The organism is Citrobacter telavivensis (assembly GCA_009363175.1).
Classification (GTDB): domain Bacteria; phylum Pseudomonadota; class Gammaproteobacteria; order Enterobacterales; family Enterobacteriaceae; genus Citrobacter_A; species Citrobacter_A telavivensis.
In genome coordinates this window covers 5,289,995-5,307,826 of record CP045205.1, presented here as the reverse complement: position 1 = coordinate 5,307,826, position 17,832 = coordinate 5,289,995, and the positions used below count along the sequence as shown (strand labels likewise).

The following is a 17,832-nucleotide window of genomic DNA, read 5'->3' as shown; positions in this document are numbered from 1 at the left end:
TGCTCAATATTAAATCGGCAATACGGACGACACAATGACACAACACGAATCGGCGGATAATTCTCGCGGCCAACTCTTTATTGTACCTACTCCTATCGGGAATTTGTCTGATATTACCCAGCGTGCGCTCGAAGTGTTACAAGCTGTTGATTTAATTGCCGCTGAAGATACTCGCCATACCGGATTATTATTGCAGCATTTCGCGATTAATGCCCGACTGTTCGCCCTGCACGATCATAACGAGCAGCAAAAAGCAGACACGCTGGTGGCGAAGTTGAAAGAAGGACTGAACATCGCGCTGGTTTCCGATGCCGGGACGCCGCTGATTAACGATCCGGGTTACCACCTGGTACGCAGTTGTCGTGAGCAGGGCATCCGCGTCGTGCCGTTGCCAGGGCCCTGTGCGGCGATTGCCGCATTAAGCGCGGCGGGATTGCCGTCCGACCGCTTCTGCTATGAAGGCTTTTTACCCGCGAAATCAAAAGGACGTCGTGACGCGCTGAAAGCTATCGAAACCGAACCGCGCACGCTGATTTTCTATGAGTCCACGCATCGCCTGCTGGACAGCCTGGAAGATATGGTCGCGGTGTGGGGCGAATCCCGTTACGTGGTGCTGGCGCGCGAGCTGACCAAAACCTGGGAGACAATTCACGGCGCACCGGTGGGTGAACTGCTGGCGTGGGTTAAAGAGGACGAGAACCGGCGTAAAGGCGAGATGGTGCTGATTGTGGAAGGACACAAGGCGCAGGAAGACGAACTGCCTGCCGATGCCCTGCGCACCCTCACGTTGTTACAGGCCGAGTTGCCGCTGAAAAAAGCCGCAGCGCTGGCGGCAGAAATCCACGGCGTAAAAAAGAACGCGCTGTACAAATATGCGCTGGAGCAGCAGGGATAATCCGGGAAACACGCTGCAGCAAAAGAAAAACTACAGCGTGTCAGAATGAGAGGGAGGGTTATCGATCTGAATAACGCGAGCCATCCAGTAAACATGTCGTATTGTCATGCAGCCACAAAAACGAGGCCGGAATTGCGGTCGTCACGGCGGTGGTCAGGTATTTTTCAACAGCGGCCTGTTTTCCTTCTCCGGCAATCAGCAGCAATATTTCCTTTGCATTGAGGATCTCCTTCAGGCCCAGAGTGATACCGTGCGTCACCGGACGACCGGCCGATTTAAGCATGTCGTGGTGACGCGTTTGTTCATCAAGCCTACTGATATGGCAAAACGGTTCCAGCGTGCTTCCCGGTTCGTTCAGCCCCAGATGACCGTTCTTGCCGATGCCCAGTACGCATAAATCGAGACCGCCCCGGCTGGCAATCAAATCCGTCACGCGCTCGCATTCCGTCTCGTCGATATTTTCTGACTGAAAACCGATCAGCTGTTCCGGGCGCAGGCCAAGCGGTTGCACGATGTGCTGTTGCAGGAAGGATTCACAGGTGCCCGGCGTGTGTAAGGGCATTCCCACCCACTCATCAAGCTTCACAAAGGTCACGTTGCGGATATCAACATGACGCTGCTGTATTTTCTCGACCAGGAAACGATAGGTCAGTTCAGGCGTCGCGCCGGTCGCCAGGCAGATCGTCGCGTCAGGTTTGTTATGTATTACCTGAATTAACCGTTCGCTGGCGCGATCGCTGAGTGCGTCATAATGGTCGCAGTACTGTATGTATTGCATCTGTCAGTCATCCTTTTGACGAGGGGCGCACGCACAGTCGCGCCCGTGCGGTTTACAAAATGCCAAGTGCGGAAGAGACGATAGAAAGCACAAAGGTGACGCCGATTAACAATACCGGATGCGCTTTTTTCACCCGCAGCAGGTAGTACATCAGCAGCGTGTAGCCCATCGGTAAAATGTTCGGGAAGACCTTATCAAAGAAGTCCTTTTGCAGTGCCACGTTGTGTGTGCTGTCGATGGCAAAAGAGGTCACGACATCGATATGAACGTAGGAGGCGATCAGACCGCCAATCACCGTGATCCCGAGGATCGTTGCCGAACGGGCGATCATCTGCGAGTTTTCCCTCACCTTATCAATGGCTTTTACCCCGACCGAATAGCCGACGTGAGTCCAGCCGACGCGCAGGAAAAAGATCATCAGATAGACGGCGAAGAACAGAATCGGCCCCAGCAAATTGCCCTGACTGGCGAATGAGGAGCAGATCCCCGCCATAATCGGCAGCAAGGTGAACCAGAAAATGGCATCGCCAATCCCGGCGATGGGGCCAAACAGCGCCACTTTCAGACCCTTGATGGTGTCGCGGTTTTCTCCTTTCTCTTCCATTGAGATCAGTAAGCCCATCAGGAAACCGACGAGGTTCGGGTGGGTATTGATAAATTCCAGATGATCTTTCATGGCCGCACTCAGACCCGGCTTATCATCTTTGTAGATTTTTTTCAGAATCGGCAGCATCGCCCAGGTAAAGCCGCCCGCCTGCATCCTTTCATAGTTAAAGCTCGCCTGAAGAAGGGAAGAGCGGAAGCCAAGACGGGTAATGTCTTTTTTACTGATTTCAGATCCCATTGCTGTAATCCTCTTCATCATCATTTTTACGGGCGACAGGCTGGGGTTGCGCCTGCTGTTTAGCTTTGGCATTGAAAAATTCGTACACGGCGAAGCCCGCGCCGAGGACGGCGACCGGGAGTAGATTGTTGACCTGGATGTAGCACACAAAGAGGAAGCCGGCGATCAGGTAAGGAATGTACTGCGCTTTGAACATCACGCGCAGCAGCAGACCAAAACCGACGGCAGGCAGAATCCCCCCCGCGACTTCGAAACCATGAGTCAGCCAGGCCGGCATGGCTTTCACCAGCGCCTGCATGGCACCCTGCGCCAGATAGGTACACAGAAACGCGATAATGGCGTATGAGCAGGCGACAATCAGCGTTGTCAGCCAGTTCAGACGTGCAAATGCGCGGGTATTGGCTTCTTTAGCGCAGTTGTCGGCCCTGGACATGAACAGGGAGAAGGCGGAATAGAAGAACAGAATCACGTATTGCATCAGCAGGCTGAACGGCAAACCGAGGCCGATGGCGGTTTTGGCATCCACGCCGGTAGACCAGGCGATCACCGTGGTCATCAGCCCCGCCATGATGGGGTTTGGCGGTTGTACGCCGCCGGCGGGCGTCAGACCGGCAAAGGCCAGTTCGGTCAGACCGCCGGTGATCAAACCAATATGAATATCGCCAAGGATGGCGCCAGTGAGCGTACACACAATAATCGGTCTGAATAAGAACAGGGCTTCCAGCCAAAAATCGATTCCCAGAAAGAAGACTAATGCAGCAAGGGATATCCCTTGTAAAAGTGTTATTTCATGCATTTTGAAAACCTCATGTAAATAAGTCCCTTTAATATGAAAACATTGGCTTGTTATTTACTCCGGGATCGCTTCTTTTTGATCGCCAGGGACATCCTGAATAAAAATGTTTACGCCGTGTTTCTTAATGAACTGCAGATCCTGAAGATCCTGCTCATTGACATAAACCTTGCTGCTAATCTGCTTTTTACCTTCCGAGAAGTGCATATTGCCGACGTTCACGTCGTTGAGCGTGATACCGCCTTCGAGCAGCTTTCTGACCGTTTGCGGGGTGCGGCAAATCAGGAATATCTTCTGGTGCGGCGCGGCCTTACCGATGACATTGATGGTTTTTTCTATAGAAAAGAAACGGATGCCGAAACCGTAGGTTTCTGCGGTGATGCCCATTAATTTCTGCTGAATCTCATCCTGAGCGACATCATCATCCACGACAACCAGCAGATTGGCACCGATTGTCGATGTCCAGGTGACGCCCACCTGACCATGCACCAGTCGGTTATCAATACGCGTTAACAGGATATTTGGACTACCCATTCTTAAATCCTCACCATAAAATAATAGAATGACAGAACTTGTTGAAATATATTATTGTTACCGTAACGCATTCATGAATTTATTCAGCGTGATGTAATCTCTTTATTCTCCCCCGCTATCTGGTCAGAAAGCGCTACCTGATATTAATCAGATAACGCTTCTGAATATGATGTTGAAACAGGACGACTTTAAATTAAATCGGAATCAGCCACTAATTTGTTAGCCGAACCGCAAACCGTGATTTTACTTCTCACGACCTCTTTCATCGCATCCATACCGACACGCATGTAATAGCGCGGATCGTTGCCCTGTGGGTTGTCAGCAAACCACGCTTTCACGGCATCGGCGAAGGCAATTTTCAATTCGGTAGCGACGTTAACCTTACACACACCCAGCTCTATCGTGCGGCGTACATACTCGTCAGGCACATCGCTCGCACCGTGCAGCACCAGCGGAATATCCACCACTTCACGGATTTCAGCCAGGCGCTGGAAATCGATTTTCGGTTTTTTGGTGTAGAGGCCGTGTGCGGTGCCGATGGCGACAGCAAGGCTGTCGACGCCGGTCAGCTCAACAAAGCGTTTGGCCTCTTGCGGATCGGTCAGAAAGGCGCTTTCTGCATCAACGCTCATGTCATCTTCGACGCCACCCAGGCGTCCCAACTCCGCTTCTACGCTGCAATCGCGGGCGTGGCAGAAATCGACAACCGATTTCACCAGCTTCACGTTTTCCTCAAACGGGAAATGGCTACCGTCGATCATGGCGCTGCGTACTCCGGCGTTCACCTTATGGCGAATGTCGTCCAGTGATTCATGATGATCGAGATGCAGCGCCAGCGGCATAGCGTAGGTGGTGGAGTAGGCGGTGCACAGCGCGTAAAGCTCCTCCAGCGCGATATGTTTAAAGGTGCCTGGCGTACCGGCGAGGATCACCGGTGATTGCATTTCGCTACACACTTCGAGGATCGCCTGGATAGTCTCGGCGTTATGAATGTTGAAGGCCGGTACGGCGTAGCCTTTTGCCTGAGCATCCTGCAGGAGATACTTCGTAGAAATGATACTCATGATCGGATCCTCTTAAGCCTGCCACGGGTGAATAACGACGCCCTGCACGACGCGGTTGACCGTACCGCTGCGGGAAGGGTTATCCGGGGTATTACCGACATTAATGGACTGGGTGAGCGCAAAGACCTGGGCATACATCAGGTAGCAGAAAGCCAGCTCGCTATCGATAAAATGACGCGCGGGGGGTAACAGAATGTGCGGGCCAGATTCGATGATGGAATCGCTTTCGGCCGCGATAGCGATAACGCGCATTGCCTGACCATCGCGACGCAGCTCCGCCAGCAGATCGAGATCGTACTGCCGTGTGTAAGGGTGGCTGGAGATGTACACCACGATCAGCGTTTCGTTATCCACCAGTGATTTCGGACCGTGACGGAAGCCGGTTGGCGAGTCGTAAAACGCGGCCAGCTTACCGGCGGTCAGCTCAAGTACTTTCAGGGCCGACTCACGCGCAGCACCCTGTAATCCACCGCTACCGAGATAGACGATCCGTTTCCAGGCACCATTGCCAAACACGCCGTGGCTGAAATCACCCAGTGACGACAGGATAGTCTGGCAGCGATCCGCGACATCGCGGAAGGTCCGGCTGTTGATGAGTTTCGGTGCGAACACCGCCAGGCAACTGGCCATCATAGTGGTAATACTGCTGGTCATCGCAAACCCGCGATCGTGCGTTTCTGTCGGCATCAGCAGGGCAAAGGCGTTATCGCTTGCAACGGCGTTCTGGTACAGGCTGCCTGCTTCATTGCAGGTGATCGAAAGGTGGTAGCACTCAGGGACGAACTGGTTTGCCAGTTCCACTGCCGCAACGCTTTCCGGGCTGTTGCCAGAACGGGCAAACGAGACCAGCAGCAGCGGATGCGCCGGGTTCAGATAATCCATCGGATTGGTGACCAGATCGGTGGTCGGTACTGCGCTGATGTTTTGCCCGGTGTGGCTGGCAAGCCAGGGCGCGATTATCTCGCCAATGAATGCCGAGGTGCCAGCCCCGGTGAGGACGATCCGCAGATCGCCTTTACGTAGCAGTGGCGCGAGAAAATTGTCGATCGCGGTACGAATCGCGTCAATGTTCGTCAGCGAGCGGATCCAACTGGCAGGCTGCTGGCGGATCTCTTCTTCAGTCCAGGTTCCGGTTGTTGCAGCAGCAGGGGTATAGGTTTCTGGCATAACGTAAGTCCTTAGTCTTGTGAATTCCACATCAGACGCTGGCAAAATGTCGCTATCTTTCGTTTCGTTTCACTTGTTCACATGATCGATTGATTAAAATTTATAGGAAAGAAATCGAAAGTTCAATAATGCAAAATGAAATAAAACGAAAAGTGTGATCGATTGTACGGTGAGGTTTTTTATCTTATTGATCTGTAATGATTCTCTGCCACCATCCAGGAATGGGGGTTTTCTTAATCGAAAGGAAAAGAAAGGCCTTACGATTCATGATCGAAGGCCAGGGAGGAAAAAAGGGTCAAAGGGGGAGGAGCTGACCCTGAATCCAAATCTGTTGTAAATGCAGTCCGCTATCGAGGGCGATCGTGCTGGCGCGTTTGCCTGGGGCTAACGATCCTGAGTGGCTGTCGATCCCCAACAGACGCGCTGGATGGAGCGAGGCCATATGGATAGCATCCTCAGGGGCGATGCCTGTCAGTTCGACCATATTGCGCACTGCCGCATCAACCGACAACGTACTGCCCGCCAGGCCACCGGATGCGGTTCGCACGATACCTCCGTGCATTTCGACTTTTTCACCGCACAGCGTGTAGTTTCCGTCGGGCATACCGGCGGCCTGCATCGCATCGGTTATCAGCACCAGCCTCTCTTTTGCACAGCAGCAACAGAGCGTCATGGCCGCCGGATGGACGTGGTGCCCATCGGCGATAAGTTCCAGCCACGCGCGCGGGTCAGTGAGTCCTGCGCCGACCATCCCGGGCTCCCGGTGATGAAGCCCGGTCATGCCGTTGTAGCAGTGCACGAGTCCGTCCGCGCCCGCGTCAAAGGCGGCGCGGGTTTGCGCCCAGCTTGCCGCGCTATGCCCCAACATCACCCGCACACCCTGCTGCCTGAGATGGCGAATCGCCTGCAATGCCCCCGGTTTTTCCGGTGCCAGCGCCACCACGCGCAGGGTCTGTCGCGAAATGGCGATCAGCTCATCCAGCTCCGCAAGGTCCAGTTCCCGAAACAGCTCCGGGGGATGGGCACCCTTATTCTGCGGCGTGAAGTATGGCCCTTCCAGGTAACTTCCCAGCACCTGTGCGCCAGGCCCGCCGCAATGATAGCGCTGGGCAATACGCTCCAGCGCGCGATGAATCGTCTTTAGCGGCGCGGTGACGGTGGTGGGGAGCCAACTGGCAACCCCTTCACGCGCTTTGTGAATCGCCAGCTTATCGAGCGCATCCGGTTCGTCGTCCATCACATCGACTCCCGCGCCACCGTGGACGTGGATGTCGATATAGGCGGGACAGAGTAGCTCGGCATCGCGCACGGTGATGCCCGCCGGAATCGGCTCGATTGCCGTGATGACGCCTTCTTCAACGCGCAACTGGTGATCGTCCAGCCACCCTTGTTCGGTGAGCAGGCGTCTGGCACGCAAAACCTGCGTCATATTCCTTCCTCGATGGGGTGCTCCTCGCGACAGCGGCCCAGTTCATCTACCAGGCTGGTCAGACCGCGATGCCCACATTCCAGCGCCTGCACACGAAATGCCTCGCTGCTGAGCCCTTCACGATCCAGTACCATTTCCAGCAGTAGTTGCAGGTTAGTACCAGTAATCACTTCCCGGCCTGGTTTCAGCATCGCAAGCGTTGAGGCGACGCGAAACGGTGTGCCGCCGAGCAGGTCGGTCAGGAAAACGATATCTTCCTCACCGTCCAGTTGCTCAATCGCCTGCTCAAGCTGCGAGGTGAGCAGCGCGGTGGTGGAGGTTTCCGGAAAGTCGATAGCGATGAACTGCGACTGCTCGCCAAGGATCTGTTTCATCGCTTTTTCCATACCGCTGGCAAACCCACCGTGCCCCGTCAAAATAATACCTAACATCGAAGACCTCTTTGCTTTACAGGAAGTGACAGAACTTGCCGACAACACCCAGCACCACGGTGATACCGATAAGGCGCAGCGGACTCCAGCCGCGACGGACCAACCAGAACATCGTCAGGGTATAGACCAGCGGTAAAAAGGCGGGCATCAGCTTGTCGATAACGTCAGCCTGGAGCTTGACGACGGCATCACCCGCCTTGATTTCGAGCGTAGTGTTCAGGCGCACATAGGTCGCGACGAGCGCGCCGATCACCGTCATCCCGACGATAGACGCCGCGTGGCCCACTTTCTTCGTATTGGCCTTGATGAGTGGAATGGCGGCGACCCCCATACGGTAAGCATAGTGCGCCAGGCCAAAACGCAGAGCCAGATGGACCACGTTAAACAGCACAATGAAGACCACCGCGCCGAGGATAGAGCCCTGCAAGGCCAGACTGGCCCCGATGCCGCCGCAAATAGGCAGTAGCGTTAGCCAGAACATCGCGTCGCCAATCCCGCCGAGCGGTGCGCCAACGGCAATTTTGGTGCTCTGAATACTGTTAACGTCCTGCTTTGAGCGTTCCATCGCCAGGATGATGCCAATCACAAACGTCACCAGGAAGGGATGGGTATTGAAGAAGCCCATGTGACCTTTCATGGCGCGCGCCAGGTCGCGTTTATTGGTGTGGATCTTTTTCAGTGCAGGCAGCAGACCATACAGCCAACCGGAAGCCTGCATACGTTCGTAGTTAAACGACGCCTGCAACAGCATGGAACGCCAGGCGACCCGGTTGATATCTTTTTTGGTCAGCTCTGCGCCAATACTCTGATCTTCATAGATGTTTTCGTTTACGCCGGAAAGCAGCGTTTCTTCGCTGTCGGAAACAGTCGGAAGAGTTTGTTGATTAGATGCCATCTTCGAATTCCTCTTTCTGGGCCGCAGGTTGGGTCGGTTCAGGTGATTTACGCAGCAGGTCGATCAGCGCCATGGCCAGCGCCGCGGCGGCGATAGCCAGTACCGGCAGCTTGAGCCAGGCGGCCCCCACGAAACCGATGATAAAGTAAGGGATATAGACGTTTTTCATCATGATTTTCAGCAGCACGGCAAAGCCGATGGCTGGCATGATGCCGCCCGCGACGCCGAGGCCGTCAATCAGACGTTCCGGAAGGACATCAATGGCTGTTTTCGCGTGCTCTGCACCGAAGTAAATCGGCAGGAACGCGCAGAGAAAATAGAAAATCCCCAACGCCAGTAACGCCAGATAGTTAACCCGTTCAATGCCGGCAGTATCGGCATTCGCCGCCATGCGATCGCAGCGGGACATCACCCCAGACATCACGGAGAACAGGAACGTAATCCCCATCTGTACTGCCACAGCAAACGGCACGGCAACGCCCACGGCGACATCCGGTTTCACCCCTGTCGTAATGGCGAACGTCGTACCCACGATGGTGCCGATAATGACGTTTGGCGGTTGCGCGCCCGCCAGCGGGGCGAGCCCCATCCACACCAGCTCCAGCGTACCGCCGGTTAAAATACCGGTATGCAGATCGCCCAGAATCAGGCCGACCAGCGGCCCAAGCACCACCGGGCGGTGCATGTGTGTTAATCCGTTGAACATATCCAGGCCCGCAATAAAGGCGAGGATACCTAATGCAAAAGCCTGTAACAGACTAATTTCCATGGTGAAGGCCTCAGATGAGTTTAAAGAGATCCTGCGCGGGTTCTGTCGGAACGCCCTGAACGAAGCATTCCACCCCGGCGGCTTTCAGGCCGTTAAACGCCGTAATATCGGTCGTGTCGACAGAGACCGTTTTGGCAATCTGCTGTTTGCCATTGGCGTAGTGCATATTTCCTACGTTGACTCGTGTAACAGGAACCCCACCTTCGACCAGCCTGAGGAAGTCGGTGGGTGATTTGCAGACCAGCAAAATCTTCTGTCGGTCAGCGGCGCGGTGAATGTTGTCGATCACTTTTTGCAGTGACCAGAAACGTACGGCGATCCCTTCCGCCAGCACCATCTCCATCAGGTTTTGCTGCACGGTGTCTTCCGCCACCTCATCGTTGGCAACCAGCACCAGATTTGCCCCCGCAAATCCGACCCATTGCACCCCGACCTGGCCATGAATGAGCCTTTCGTCGATACGGCTGAGTACAATATTTGGCATAGCGTATTCCTCTTTTTGTTATTTGTTCTGGGACGTTACGCCCTGGCAGGCGGCATGGTACTGCTGCAGTATGTCCTGAATGTGGTTGATGATGAGTTCTCGCGGTGTGGCATTGAGATCTCCCTCGCGCACTTTTACGTACTGTAACGGCATATACTGGCTAATGAGCGGCAGTGGAATCGGCTCATCCGCCAGATTGCGCACCAGTCGTTCAAATGCGTCATCAATCTGGCTGTCTGGCCAGTAGTAACGAACACGATCGGAATAGCTGTAGCCGCGCGCCAGACGACGGGTGTTGCCATCGCCGTGGTAGTGACTCTGCCAGTATTCCGGACGATCGAGCATGACGCTCTCAAGGACATGACGCAGGTCGGAACAGGCTTTTGCCGGGAGCAACTCTTCTTCAATGGCGGCCAGCGAGAACAGCGCTTCGCGCAGGGCGAAGGTCAGGGCCGGGCCGACTTTCAGGATGGCAAAGTGATCTTTCACTAACTGGCGCAGTGACTGCGGCGTTTGATAGTCTGTGGAGTGCGCTTCAAAGACCAGCGTGTCATACGCCTCTACCATCTTGCTTAACGCGACGGCTTTCTGCGGTTGATAATCAATGATGTGGGTATGGTCGAACTCAACGCCGGGTTGCACTACCAGCGCGATGATGCGCGGCCAGACATCGTCGAGTCCCTGTTTTTCAAAAGCGTGACGATGGGCTTCCAGCGTCGCGCGCGCGGCCTCGGGCGTGGTCACTGCCAGTTCGGTTAACGTCTCATGGGCACCGCCCGGTACCGGCACTTCAGTACCAATCACATAGACGAGATCCGACTCACCAAAGTGGGCGATGCAGGTCTCTTCGGCTATTTTCGCCAGGCGCGCGGCGCGTTCCGCGACGATGGCATCGGTCAAGGGTACGGGATCGCCCTGGCAGGACATGCTGCAGTCGAGGTGGATTTTTTTGAATCCAGCGGCGACATAGCTTCTGATCAGTTCATCGGCATGGGCCATTGCCGGTTCTGCGGCCAGATTTTGCCAACGGTTGGGACCGAGGTGATCCCCCCCCAGAATCAATTGTTCCTGAGGGAAGCCAAGCGAGTCAGCCAGTTGGCAGACAAAATGGCGAAAATCGGTTGGGGTCATGCCTGTATAACCGCCAAACTGGTCAACCTGATTCGAGGTTGCTTCAATCAGCAGCGGCGAGTGATTTGCCTGCGCGTAACGTATTGCGGATTCCAGTACCAGCGGATGCGCGGAACAAACGGCGTAAATTCCGATTGCCTTACCTCGTTTATGCTGCTCCACCATATCAGTCAGATGTTTCACTTTCCTCTCCAGATCGGGTAACTGCGACTTGCAATCTTTCGTTTTGTTTCAATTGATACTGCATCATGGTCTTATAAAAATAAAACGAAAGATAATAGTTTTCCGATCTGTTTCACAAAAGAAACATAATGAAAGCATTCAGCCGACGTTTTCACCCTTCCGGGCGGCTTTTTTCGGCTTGCATTCCGACAAAAGAAAGGCGTTAATAGGCAAAACGAAATGAAACGAAAGAATTAGCCAAAGGATTTCTTATGAGCAATACCGATGCTTCTGGAGAAAAGCGGGTGTCAGGCACCAGCGAAAGACGTGAGCAGATTATCCAGCGGTTGCGGCAGCAAGGAAGCGTACAGGTGAACGATCTTTCGGGATTGTTCGGCGTTTCCACGGTGACGATCCGCAACGATCTGGCGTTCCTGGAAAAGCAGGGGATCGCCGTTCGCGCCTATGGCGGCGCGTTGATTTGCGACAGTAATACGCCGGGCGCGGAGCCTTCCGTCGAAGATAAAAGTTCATTGAACACGGCGGTGAAACGCAGTATCGCCAAAGCGGCCGTGGGGCTTATCAAACCGGGTCACCGCGTGATCCTGGACTCCGGCACGACGACGTATGAGATTGCGCGCCTGATGCGTCAGCATACCGATGTGATAGCGATGACCAACGGGATGAACGTCGCTAATGCTTTACTGGAAGCGGATGGAGTGGAGCTGCTGATGACCGGTGGTCATCTGCGTCGGCAGTCGCAGTCGTTTTACGGCGACCAGGCCGAACAATCGTTGCAGAATTATCACTTCGATATGCTGTTTCTGGGCGTCGACGCCATTGATTTAGAGCGGGGCGTCAGTACCCACAACGAGGACGAAGCCCGACTGAATCGCCGGATGTGTGAAGTGGCGGAACGGATTATCGTGGTCACCGATTCCAGCAAATTTAACCGCTCGAGCCTGCATAAAATTATTGATACTCAACGTATTCATACCATCATCGTCGATGAAGGCATCCCGGAAGAGAGCCTGAAGGAGTTTCATCGCAGCGGCGTTGAGGTCATTATCGTTTAGGTGGCGTCGTTAAAATTCAAAATTGTGATGTCCTTCAATTAAACAAAAAGAAAAATGTCAGCGGGTTTTTTACGAACCCGCTTTCGTTTTTTCACTGATTTTTCGTCCCAGTCTCCCGCTCACCTGTCCTGCACGCTTTTCGATCTTTCGCCTTTCCCACTTTCGGTTTAGATAAAACGAAAGAAAAAGCGGTGTTTTTGCCAAAATCCGCGCTGTAGACGTGTTCACAAATTCGCCTTAAGTCTTCTGATTTAATATATTTAAAAGAAAACGAAAGCGATAAATCGCTAAAACATAACAACATGCAATGGAGCAAAAGCAATGCTGGATAACTTAAGACGTCGCGAGCAAATAATTGACCTGTTATGCGATCAAGGCAGCGTTCGTGTCGAACCCCTCAGTGTGCATTTCGGCGTCTCAAGCGTCACGATCCGCAATGACTTACGTTATCTCGAGCAGAAAGGCTGCGTCATGCGCTCCTATGGCGGAGCCGTGTTAAATCAACATTTTGCCCTCGATCGTCCCTTGCAGGATAAAGATCGACTGAACCGCGATGTGAAATCGCGCATTGCGGAAAAGGCGGCCAGCTTTGTGAAAGATGGTGACACGTTGATTCTTGATTCCGGTTCGACCACAACGCTTATTCCTCCGCTGCTGAAAAGTCGCCGCGATCTGGTGGTGATGACCAACGCGCTGAACATTGCCTGGGAACTGGCCAATTTTGAACGTGTGGATGTCATGATCCTGGGGGGAAATGTCAGGCAAAGCGTTTACTCGCTGTATGGCCCTTCGGCGGAACATCAGCTCAGACAGTATCGGTTTGATAAGCTTTTTTTGGGCGTCGATGGATTTTGTCTGGAAGCCGGGATCACCACGCCGCATCCGGGAGAAGCGCACCTTAACCAGGTGATGTGTCAGGTGGCGCAGGAGGTCACGGTGGTGGCGGATTCCAGTAAGTTCGGCCGCAAGAGTTTTTGCATGATCAGTGAAATCAACGGTATTGATCGGGTGATTACCGACAGCGGTATCCCGGCGCATTACCATCAGGCGCTCAGCCAGATGGGGGTGGATGTCGTTATCGTGGATGAATAAGGGACGTCGCCGGCAAAACGCGTTTTTGCCGGCGACGTCTTAGTGCATCAGCGCATCCTGTTCGACCAGCAACAGAGCAGCACCGCGTACGCCGCTGGACGCGCCATGCACGGCCGGGAAGACGTTAGCGGGAGCCAGTCCGGGGAAGAGGTAGCGCGACATGGCACCCGGCAGTAGGGTGTAAATTTCCTCAATGTTGGAGACACCTCCCCCCAGAACAAAGGCGTCGACGTCCAGAATGAGCTGCAGTTGCGCCAGCGTACAGCCCAGCATATCAATCCACGCCTCAACGGTGGCGACGGCGCTGGCGTTGCCATGACGGTAGTTTTCCAGCAGCGTCTCCATTTTGAGCTGCTCACCGCTTAAGTGCTTATGCAGCCAGAGTAAACCGGGCCCGGACTGGTAGCGCTCCAGACAGCCCTGTAGGCCGCAGCCGCACTTGATTTCCGGCAGGTTATAGCGACGCATAAAGGTGGCGGGGAGCGGTAGATGACCAAACTCGCTGGCCATCCGATTGCGCCCACGATATAACTGCCCGTCGATCACCAGTCCTCCCCCCATGCCGGTGCCGATAATCGCACCAAAAATTCGTGAGAACTGACGAGCCTGATGAGTATGCGCTTCCGACAGCGCGAAGCAGCAACAGTCATTATCCAGCGCCACCGAGCGGTTGAGTCGATGCGCCAGATCGTTCATCACCTGACGCCCGGTCAGGCAGGGGACATTCGACGACAGCAGCTTTCCGGTATGCCTGTCCATCAATCCGGGCATGCCAATACCGATTTTGCCCTGCATCCCCGTTGCCCAGTCGGCTGTATCGATAAGCGAGGTAAAAGTCGAGAGAAAGAGTTCGTAATCCTGAACCGGCGTGGCCACGCGCTTGCGCCAGCGAACCTGCATTTCCTTATCAAAGGCGACAATTTCAGTTTTTGTGCCACCAATATCAACACCGTAAAACATGCCACATCTCCTCGAACTTCACAGTGTAACCAGACAGTTTTCCTTGCGAGCGCGCTCTGCGGCAAAGACCATTAAGTGACTTTCCAGTGCTTCATCGGGGCCGGAGAGAATCATACTTTGATCGCCCGCCATCACGGCGTGAATAAAGCGATCCATCAGATAGTAGTCACCGCCGCCGTGGCCTCCCATCTGGGTTTGTGTGCCTGCGGCGATCTCTTCGATCGCGTAGACCGTCTCGCGGTCCGTCAGAAAATCAAACACCCGGATCTGCTCGCCATTGCCCTCGAGATAACCTTTCGTACCGAAAAGCCGCGTCTTTCGATCTTCCATGCGGGTAAAGGCGGTCATGGTGAACGTGACGGTTTGTTGATGGGCAAAGCGTAAGTTGACCACCTGATGATCCACCACGTCGTTATCACAGCGATAAACACAGCGGCCATACGGCCCCTCGCGCAGCGCCTGGCGGACGTTTTCCTCTGTGGGATCCGCCGTCAGCACGCGACGGAAATGCGGCGTGCATTTGTGATCCTCGCCAAGATAAATTTTGCAGGCTGACCAGGGGCAGGTCGCTTCAACCTGGCAATCCAGGCAGCGATCGGCGGCACCCTCCGGCTGGTTCTCCTTCACGAAATGGCTCAGGTTGCCAAATGAGGTCACATCCTGACAGTGGTCGCCCATGATGTAGCGGATCCAGTCCATATCGTGGCAGGATTTTTGTAGCAGCATAAACGACGATTCCGCTTCATTACGCCAGTTACCGCGCACGAAAGAGTGCGCCTGGTGCCAGTAACCCACCGGCTCGAGATGCTGCATGCTGACAATATCGCCAATCACCCCGCTGTCGAGCAGGGACTTGAGTTTCTGCGTGTAGCGGGTGTAGCGCAGAACGTGGGCGACACCCAATAAAACGTTGTTGCGCTTCACCGCAGCAATGATGGTGCGACAATCTTCCGGCGTGGGGGCGAGAGGCTTTTCCAGTAAAATATGATAGCCGAGGTCGGCAAACGCGATGGCAGGCTCTTTGTGCATTGTATCCTGAGTGCAGATCAGCACGACGTCTGCCATTCGCGGACGAGCCGCCGCCGCTTTCCAGTCGTTAAAGATATTTTCCTGCTCAATATTATGCTGAGCGACAAATTGTTGGCGATACGCCTCTCTGGGCTCTGCCACGCCGACAACCTGCATACGGTCCGGATGTTCAAGCGCGTAACGAGAATATATTTCGCCGCGCGCGCCTGCGCCAACCACTAATACGGTCACTTTCTTTGCACACATATAAACCTCTCATTTTGCCCTCGCCTGAATTCGCGTTGTTCTGCGTCGTGGGGCATGAAAAAACAAACGGATATTTTTTGCGCCAGCCAATGACGTACGCGACATCAGGACCTGGCTAAATTTTCTTCATCCTGCTTGTCGAACAAAAAGGCGGCGTCAAGATTGAATTTCACCTTGATCGATTCGCCGGGGAGAGGGTTCCAGTCCGGTGACGAATTGACTCGCAAGATCATTAGCTGTGCGCCGATATTGAAATGCAGGAGATCTTCATTGCCCATTCTTTCCACGTTGGTTACCCGGGCGTCGAACGCCGCAGGATCGTTGTGCTGCGCCAACTGAATCGCCTCTGGCCGGATGCCAAACCAGACGCTGTCGTGCGGATAATCCGCCAGTTGGGAGGCGAGTCGTGCGGTTAAGGGCAGGATCAGCGCGTCATCCAGACGGAGTCCGCGCGTATCGGGATCGAGTGCCAGAAGATGAATATTCATTGCCGGGTTACCGATGAAACCCGCCACGAATTTATTTTTTGGCTGATGGTAGATATTGCCCGGGGTGTCGACCTGCATAATCCGTCCGCCGTTGAGTACACAAATGCGGTCTCCCATGGTCATTGCTTCAATCTGATCGTGGGTGACATACACCATCGTCGCGTTCACACCTTCGTGACGCAGCTGGCGATGAAGTTCCGTCAGGCGCACGCGCATGGACACGCGCAGTTTGGCGTCGAGATTGGACAGCGGCTCATCAAACAAAAACACTTCAGGCTTACGAACAATGGCCCTGCCAACGGCCACGCGCTGGCACTGTCCCCCTGAAAGCTGACCGGGCTTTTTGTCGAGTAGCGTTTCGATTTCCAGTTTGCGCGCGGCGTCCCGTACGCGAACATCAATCTCCTGCTTGTTCATTTTGCCCTGCAGGCTGAACGCCATATTTTTGTAGATAGTCATGTGGGGATAGAGGGCGTAATTTTGAAAGACCATCGCCACGCCGCGCTCTTTTGGCAGCAGATCGTTGACGCACCGTTTGCCAATTGAAATATGACCCTGAGTAATATCTTCCAGTCCGGCGATCATGCGCAGCAATGTTGATTTTGCGCAGCCGGACGGCCCGACAAAAACCATAAATTCGCCATCATGAATTTCAAGATCAACGCCATGAATCGCCTGGAAGCCATTCGGATAGATTTTGCCTACTGACTGTAATTGAATGCCTGACATAACAATGCCCCTTATCCTTTAATTCCGGCACCGGCGATGCCACGAATGAAATAGCGCTGGAAGAAAATATAAAGTAACAACATGGGGATAATCGCGAGTAACGCCCCGGCCATGAGCATGGGGTACTCCACCCCTGAACGGCCGGAAAGCGAGGCCAGTCCTACTGGCAGCGTCATTTTGTCCATCGACGTATTGACGATGAGCGGCCACATTAAGTTATTCCAGCTCCACAACCCGTTAATAATGACGCAGGCGATAAGCCCGGGTTTAATCAGCGGCAGCATGATTTTGAAAAAGATCGTTAAATGGTTATATCCATCCATAATTGCCGCTTCTTCCAGTTCTTTCGGTACGGACAGAAAAAACTGACGCAATAAAAAAGCGCTATAAATACTGAATAACCCCGGCAGCACCAGACCGGGAATCGAGTTCAGCAGGCCTATTTTTTCGATCGTTAAAAACTGCGGGATCAAAAAGATCTGTCCGGGGACCATCAGAATCGAAATGCAGAGCATAAAGAGGATATCGCGCCCTTTAAAACGCAGGCGGGAGAAGCCATACGCCGCCATCGCGGCAATCAGCGTCTGTAAGATGACGATGACCAGCGTGGAAACGATCGAGTTAAAATAAAAGCTGCCAAACGGCATCTCATGCAAGATTTTATCGTACGCCTGAAACCCCGGATTGGCGGGCAGCAGGATTGGCGGGAAGGCAATACTTTCCGCCTGGGTTTTAAACGAGGTGATTATCATCCAGAGAAAGGGAACCACCGTGACCAGCGTTGCCAGGATCATCAGGCCATAAATCAGCCATTTATCACGTTTTGTCATGAACAT

19 protein-coding genes are annotated in these 17,832 nt (G+C 53.9%); 3 read left to right on the top strand and 16 right to left on the bottom strand.

Features of this window, described 5'->3' with window-relative positions:
- Positions 1-34: 34 nt before the first annotated feature.
- Entirely contained in the window at positions 35-895 is an 861-nt protein-coding gene (gene rsmI, locus GBC03_27910) for a 16S rRNA (cytidine(1402)-2'-O)-methyltransferase (GenBank protein QFS73766.1), read from the top strand.
- A 58-nt stretch (positions 896-953) separates the two neighbouring features.
- Here the strand turns inward: rsmI and GBC03_27905 are convergent, their stop codons facing one another.
- The 12 genes from GBC03_27905 to kbaZ all read right to left on the bottom strand — a co-directional run bounded on the left by GBC03_27905 (position 954) and on the right by kbaZ (position 11,397).
- Entirely contained in the window at positions 954-1,673 is a 720-nt protein-coding gene (locus tag GBC03_27905; protein ID QFS73765.1) for a galactosamine-6-phosphate isomerase, read from the bottom strand.
- Positions 1,674-1,725: 52 nt separating this feature from the next.
- On the bottom strand, positions 1,726-2,517 hold the full coding sequence (agaD, locus tag GBC03_27900; GenBank protein QFS73764.1) for a PTS N-acetylgalactosamine transporter subunit IID: 792 nt from the start codon (positions 2,515-2,517) through the stop codon (positions 1,726-1,728).
- Positions 2,507-3,313: a PTS N-acetylgalactosamine transporter subunit IIC gene (gene agaC, locus GBC03_27895; protein QFS73763.1), complete on the bottom strand. Its 807-nt coding sequence runs from the start codon at positions 3,311-3,313 to the stop codon at positions 2,507-2,509. The genes agaD and agaC overlap by 11 nt, the downstream gene beginning before the upstream one ends.
- A 54-nt stretch (positions 3,314-3,367) precedes the next feature.
- The gene (gene agaB / locus GBC03_27890; protein QFS73762.1) at positions 3,368-3,844 is read right to left on the bottom strand and encodes a PTS N-acetylgalactosamine transporter subunit IIB; all 477 of its coding nucleotides are present in this window, start codon (positions 3,842-3,844) and stop codon (positions 3,368-3,370) included.
- A gap of 188 nt (positions 3,845-4,032) precedes the next feature.
- Positions 4,033-4,908, bottom strand: a complete 876-nt coding sequence (gene kbaY / locus GBC03_27885) for a tagatose-bisphosphate aldolase subunit KbaY (GenBank protein ID QFS73761.1) — start codon at positions 4,906-4,908, stop codon at positions 4,033-4,035.
- A gap of 12 nt (positions 4,909-4,920) precedes the next feature.
- Positions 4,921-6,075: an SIS domain-containing protein gene (locus tag GBC03_27880; GenBank protein ID QFS73760.1), complete on the bottom strand. Its 1,155-nt coding sequence runs from the start codon at positions 6,073-6,075 to the stop codon at positions 4,921-4,923.
- Positions 6,076-6,370: 295 nt separating this feature from the next.
- Positions 6,371-7,504 (bottom strand): N-acetylglucosamine-6-phosphate deacetylase, encoded by a 1,134-nt coding sequence (gene nagA / locus GBC03_27875; protein QFS73759.1) that lies wholly within the window; start codon positions 7,502-7,504, stop codon positions 6,371-6,373.
- Positions 7,501-7,935 carry a PTS N-acetylgalactosamine transporter subunit IIA gene (locus GBC03_27870; GenBank protein QFS73758.1) on the bottom strand — a complete coding sequence of 145 codons (435 nt, stop codon included), beginning with the start codon at positions 7,933-7,935 and terminating at the stop codon, positions 7,501-7,503. The genes nagA and GBC03_27870 overlap by 4 nt, the downstream gene beginning before the upstream one ends.
- Before the next feature lie 16 nt (positions 7,936-7,951).
- Entirely contained in the window at positions 7,952-8,830 is an 879-nt protein-coding gene (locus tag GBC03_27865) for a PTS N-acetylgalactosamine transporter subunit IID (GenBank protein ID QFS73757.1), read from the bottom strand.
- Positions 8,820-9,599 carry a PTS N-acetylgalactosamine transporter subunit IIC gene (locus GBC03_27860; GenBank protein QFS73756.1) on the bottom strand — a complete coding sequence of 260 codons (780 nt, stop codon included), beginning with the start codon at positions 9,597-9,599 and terminating at the stop codon, positions 8,820-8,822. Before GBC03_27860 ends, GBC03_27865 begins: the two co-directional genes overlap by 11 nt.
- Before the next feature lie 10 nt (positions 9,600-9,609).
- A complete protein-coding gene (gene agaV, locus GBC03_27855; protein ID QFS73755.1) occupies positions 9,610-10,083 on the bottom strand; it encodes a PTS N-acetylgalactosamine transporter subunit IIB in 474 nt (157 codons plus the stop codon).
- 18 nt (positions 10,084-10,101) lie between these two features.
- The gene (kbaZ, locus tag GBC03_27850) at positions 10,102-11,397 is read right to left on the bottom strand and encodes a tagatose-bisphosphate aldolase subunit KbaZ (protein ID QFS73754.1); all 1,296 of its coding nucleotides are present in this window, start codon (positions 11,395-11,397) and stop codon (positions 10,102-10,104) included.
- Positions 11,398-11,648: 251 nt separating this feature from the next.
- Between kbaZ and GBC03_27845 the strand changes: the two genes are divergently transcribed.
- Both GBC03_27845 and GBC03_27840 read left to right on the top strand, forming a co-directional pair.
- Entirely contained in the window at positions 11,649-12,452 is an 804-nt protein-coding gene (locus GBC03_27845; GenBank protein ID QFS73753.1) for a DeoR family transcriptional regulator, read from the top strand.
- Positions 12,453-12,773: 321 nt separating this feature from the next.
- The gene (locus GBC03_27840) at positions 12,774-13,544 is read left to right on the top strand and encodes a DeoR family transcriptional regulator (GenBank protein QFS73752.1); all 771 of its coding nucleotides are present in this window, start codon (positions 12,774-12,776) and stop codon (positions 13,542-13,544) included.
- A 39-nt stretch (positions 13,545-13,583) separates the two neighbouring features.
- Here the strand turns inward: GBC03_27840 and GBC03_27835 are convergent, their stop codons facing one another.
- The 4 genes from GBC03_27835 to GBC03_27820 all read right to left on the bottom strand — a co-directional run bounded on the left by GBC03_27835 (position 13,584) and on the right by GBC03_27820 (position 17,832).
- Positions 13,584-14,504, bottom strand: coding sequence for an ROK family protein (locus GBC03_27835; protein ID QFS73751.1), 921 nt, complete (start codon positions 14,502-14,504; stop codon positions 13,584-13,586).
- Positions 14,505-14,522: 18 nt separating this feature from the next.
- Positions 14,523-15,779: a gfo/Idh/MocA family oxidoreductase gene (locus tag GBC03_27830; GenBank protein QFS73750.1), complete on the bottom strand. Its 1,257-nt coding sequence runs from the start codon at positions 15,777-15,779 to the stop codon at positions 14,523-14,525.
- A gap of 104 nt (positions 15,780-15,883) precedes the next feature.
- On the bottom strand, positions 15,884-16,996 hold the full coding sequence (gene ugpC, locus GBC03_27825; protein QFS73749.1) for a sn-glycerol-3-phosphate ABC transporter ATP-binding protein UgpC: 1,113 nt from the start codon (positions 16,994-16,996) through the stop codon (positions 15,884-15,886).
- A gap of 11 nt (positions 16,997-17,007) precedes the next feature.
- A complete protein-coding gene (locus GBC03_27820) occupies positions 17,008-17,832 on the bottom strand; it encodes an ABC transporter permease subunit (protein ID QFS73748.1) in 825 nt (274 codons plus the stop codon).

Excerpts from the sequence above, each read along its gene's own strand:
- GBC03_27845 (QFS73753.1), top strand. The coding sequence starts at position 11,649 with ATGAGCAATACCGATGCTTCTGGAGAAAAGCGGGTGTCAGGCACCAGC.
- GBC03_27840 (QFS73752.1), top strand. The coding sequence starts at position 12,774 with ATGCTGGATAACTTAAGACGTCGCGAGCAAATAATTGACCTGTTATGC.
- GBC03_27820 (QFS73748.1), bottom strand. The coding sequence starts at position 17,832 with ATGTTCATGACAAAACGTGATAAATGGCTGATTTATGGCCTGATGATC.
- rsmI (QFS73766.1), top strand. The coding sequence starts at position 35 with ATGACACAACACGAATCGGCGGATAATTCTCGCGGCCAACTCTTTATT.
- GBC03_27830 (QFS73750.1), bottom strand. The coding sequence starts at position 15,779 with ATGTGTGCAAAGAAAGTGACCGTATTAGTGGTTGGCGCAGGCGCGCGC.
- GBC03_27860 (QFS73756.1), bottom strand. The coding sequence starts at position 9,599 with ATGGAAATTAGTCTGTTACAGGCTTTTGCATTAGGTATCCTCGCCTTT.
- agaB (QFS73762.1), bottom strand. The coding sequence starts at position 3,844 with ATGGGTAGTCCAAATATCCTGTTAACGCGTATTGATAACCGACTGGTG.
- agaC (QFS73763.1), bottom strand. The coding sequence starts at position 3,313 with ATGCATGAAATAACACTTTTACAAGGGATATCCCTTGCTGCATTAGTC.
- ugpC (QFS73749.1), bottom strand. The coding sequence starts at position 16,996 with ATGTCAGGCATTCAATTACAGTCAGTAGGCAAAATCTATCCGAATGGC.
- agaD (QFS73764.1), bottom strand. The coding sequence starts at position 2,517 with ATGGGATCTGAAATCAGTAAAAAAGACATTACCCGTCTTGGCTTCCGC.
- GBC03_27870 (QFS73758.1), bottom strand. The coding sequence starts at position 7,935 with ATGTTAGGTATTATTTTGACGGGGCACGGTGGGTTTGCCAGCGGTATG.
- agaV (QFS73755.1), bottom strand. The coding sequence starts at position 10,083 with ATGCCAAATATTGTACTCAGCCGTATCGACGAAAGGCTCATTCATGGC.
- nagA (QFS73759.1), bottom strand. The coding sequence starts at position 7,504 with ATGACGCAGGTTTTGCGTGCCAGACGCCTGCTCACCGAACAAGGGTGG.
- GBC03_27865 (QFS73757.1), bottom strand. The coding sequence starts at position 8,830 with ATGGCATCTAATCAACAAACTCTTCCGACTGTTTCCGACAGCGAAGAA.
- GBC03_27905 (QFS73765.1), bottom strand. The coding sequence starts at position 1,673 with ATGCAATACATACAGTACTGCGACCATTATGACGCACTCAGCGATCGC.
- GBC03_27880 (QFS73760.1), bottom strand. The coding sequence starts at position 6,075 with ATGCCAGAAACCTATACCCCTGCTGCTGCAACAACCGGAACCTGGACT.
- kbaY (QFS73761.1), bottom strand. The coding sequence starts at position 4,908 with ATGAGTATCATTTCTACGAAGTATCTCCTGCAGGATGCTCAGGCAAAA.
- GBC03_27835 (QFS73751.1), bottom strand. The coding sequence starts at position 14,504 with ATGTTTTACGGTGTTGATATTGGTGGCACAAAAACTGAAATTGTCGCC.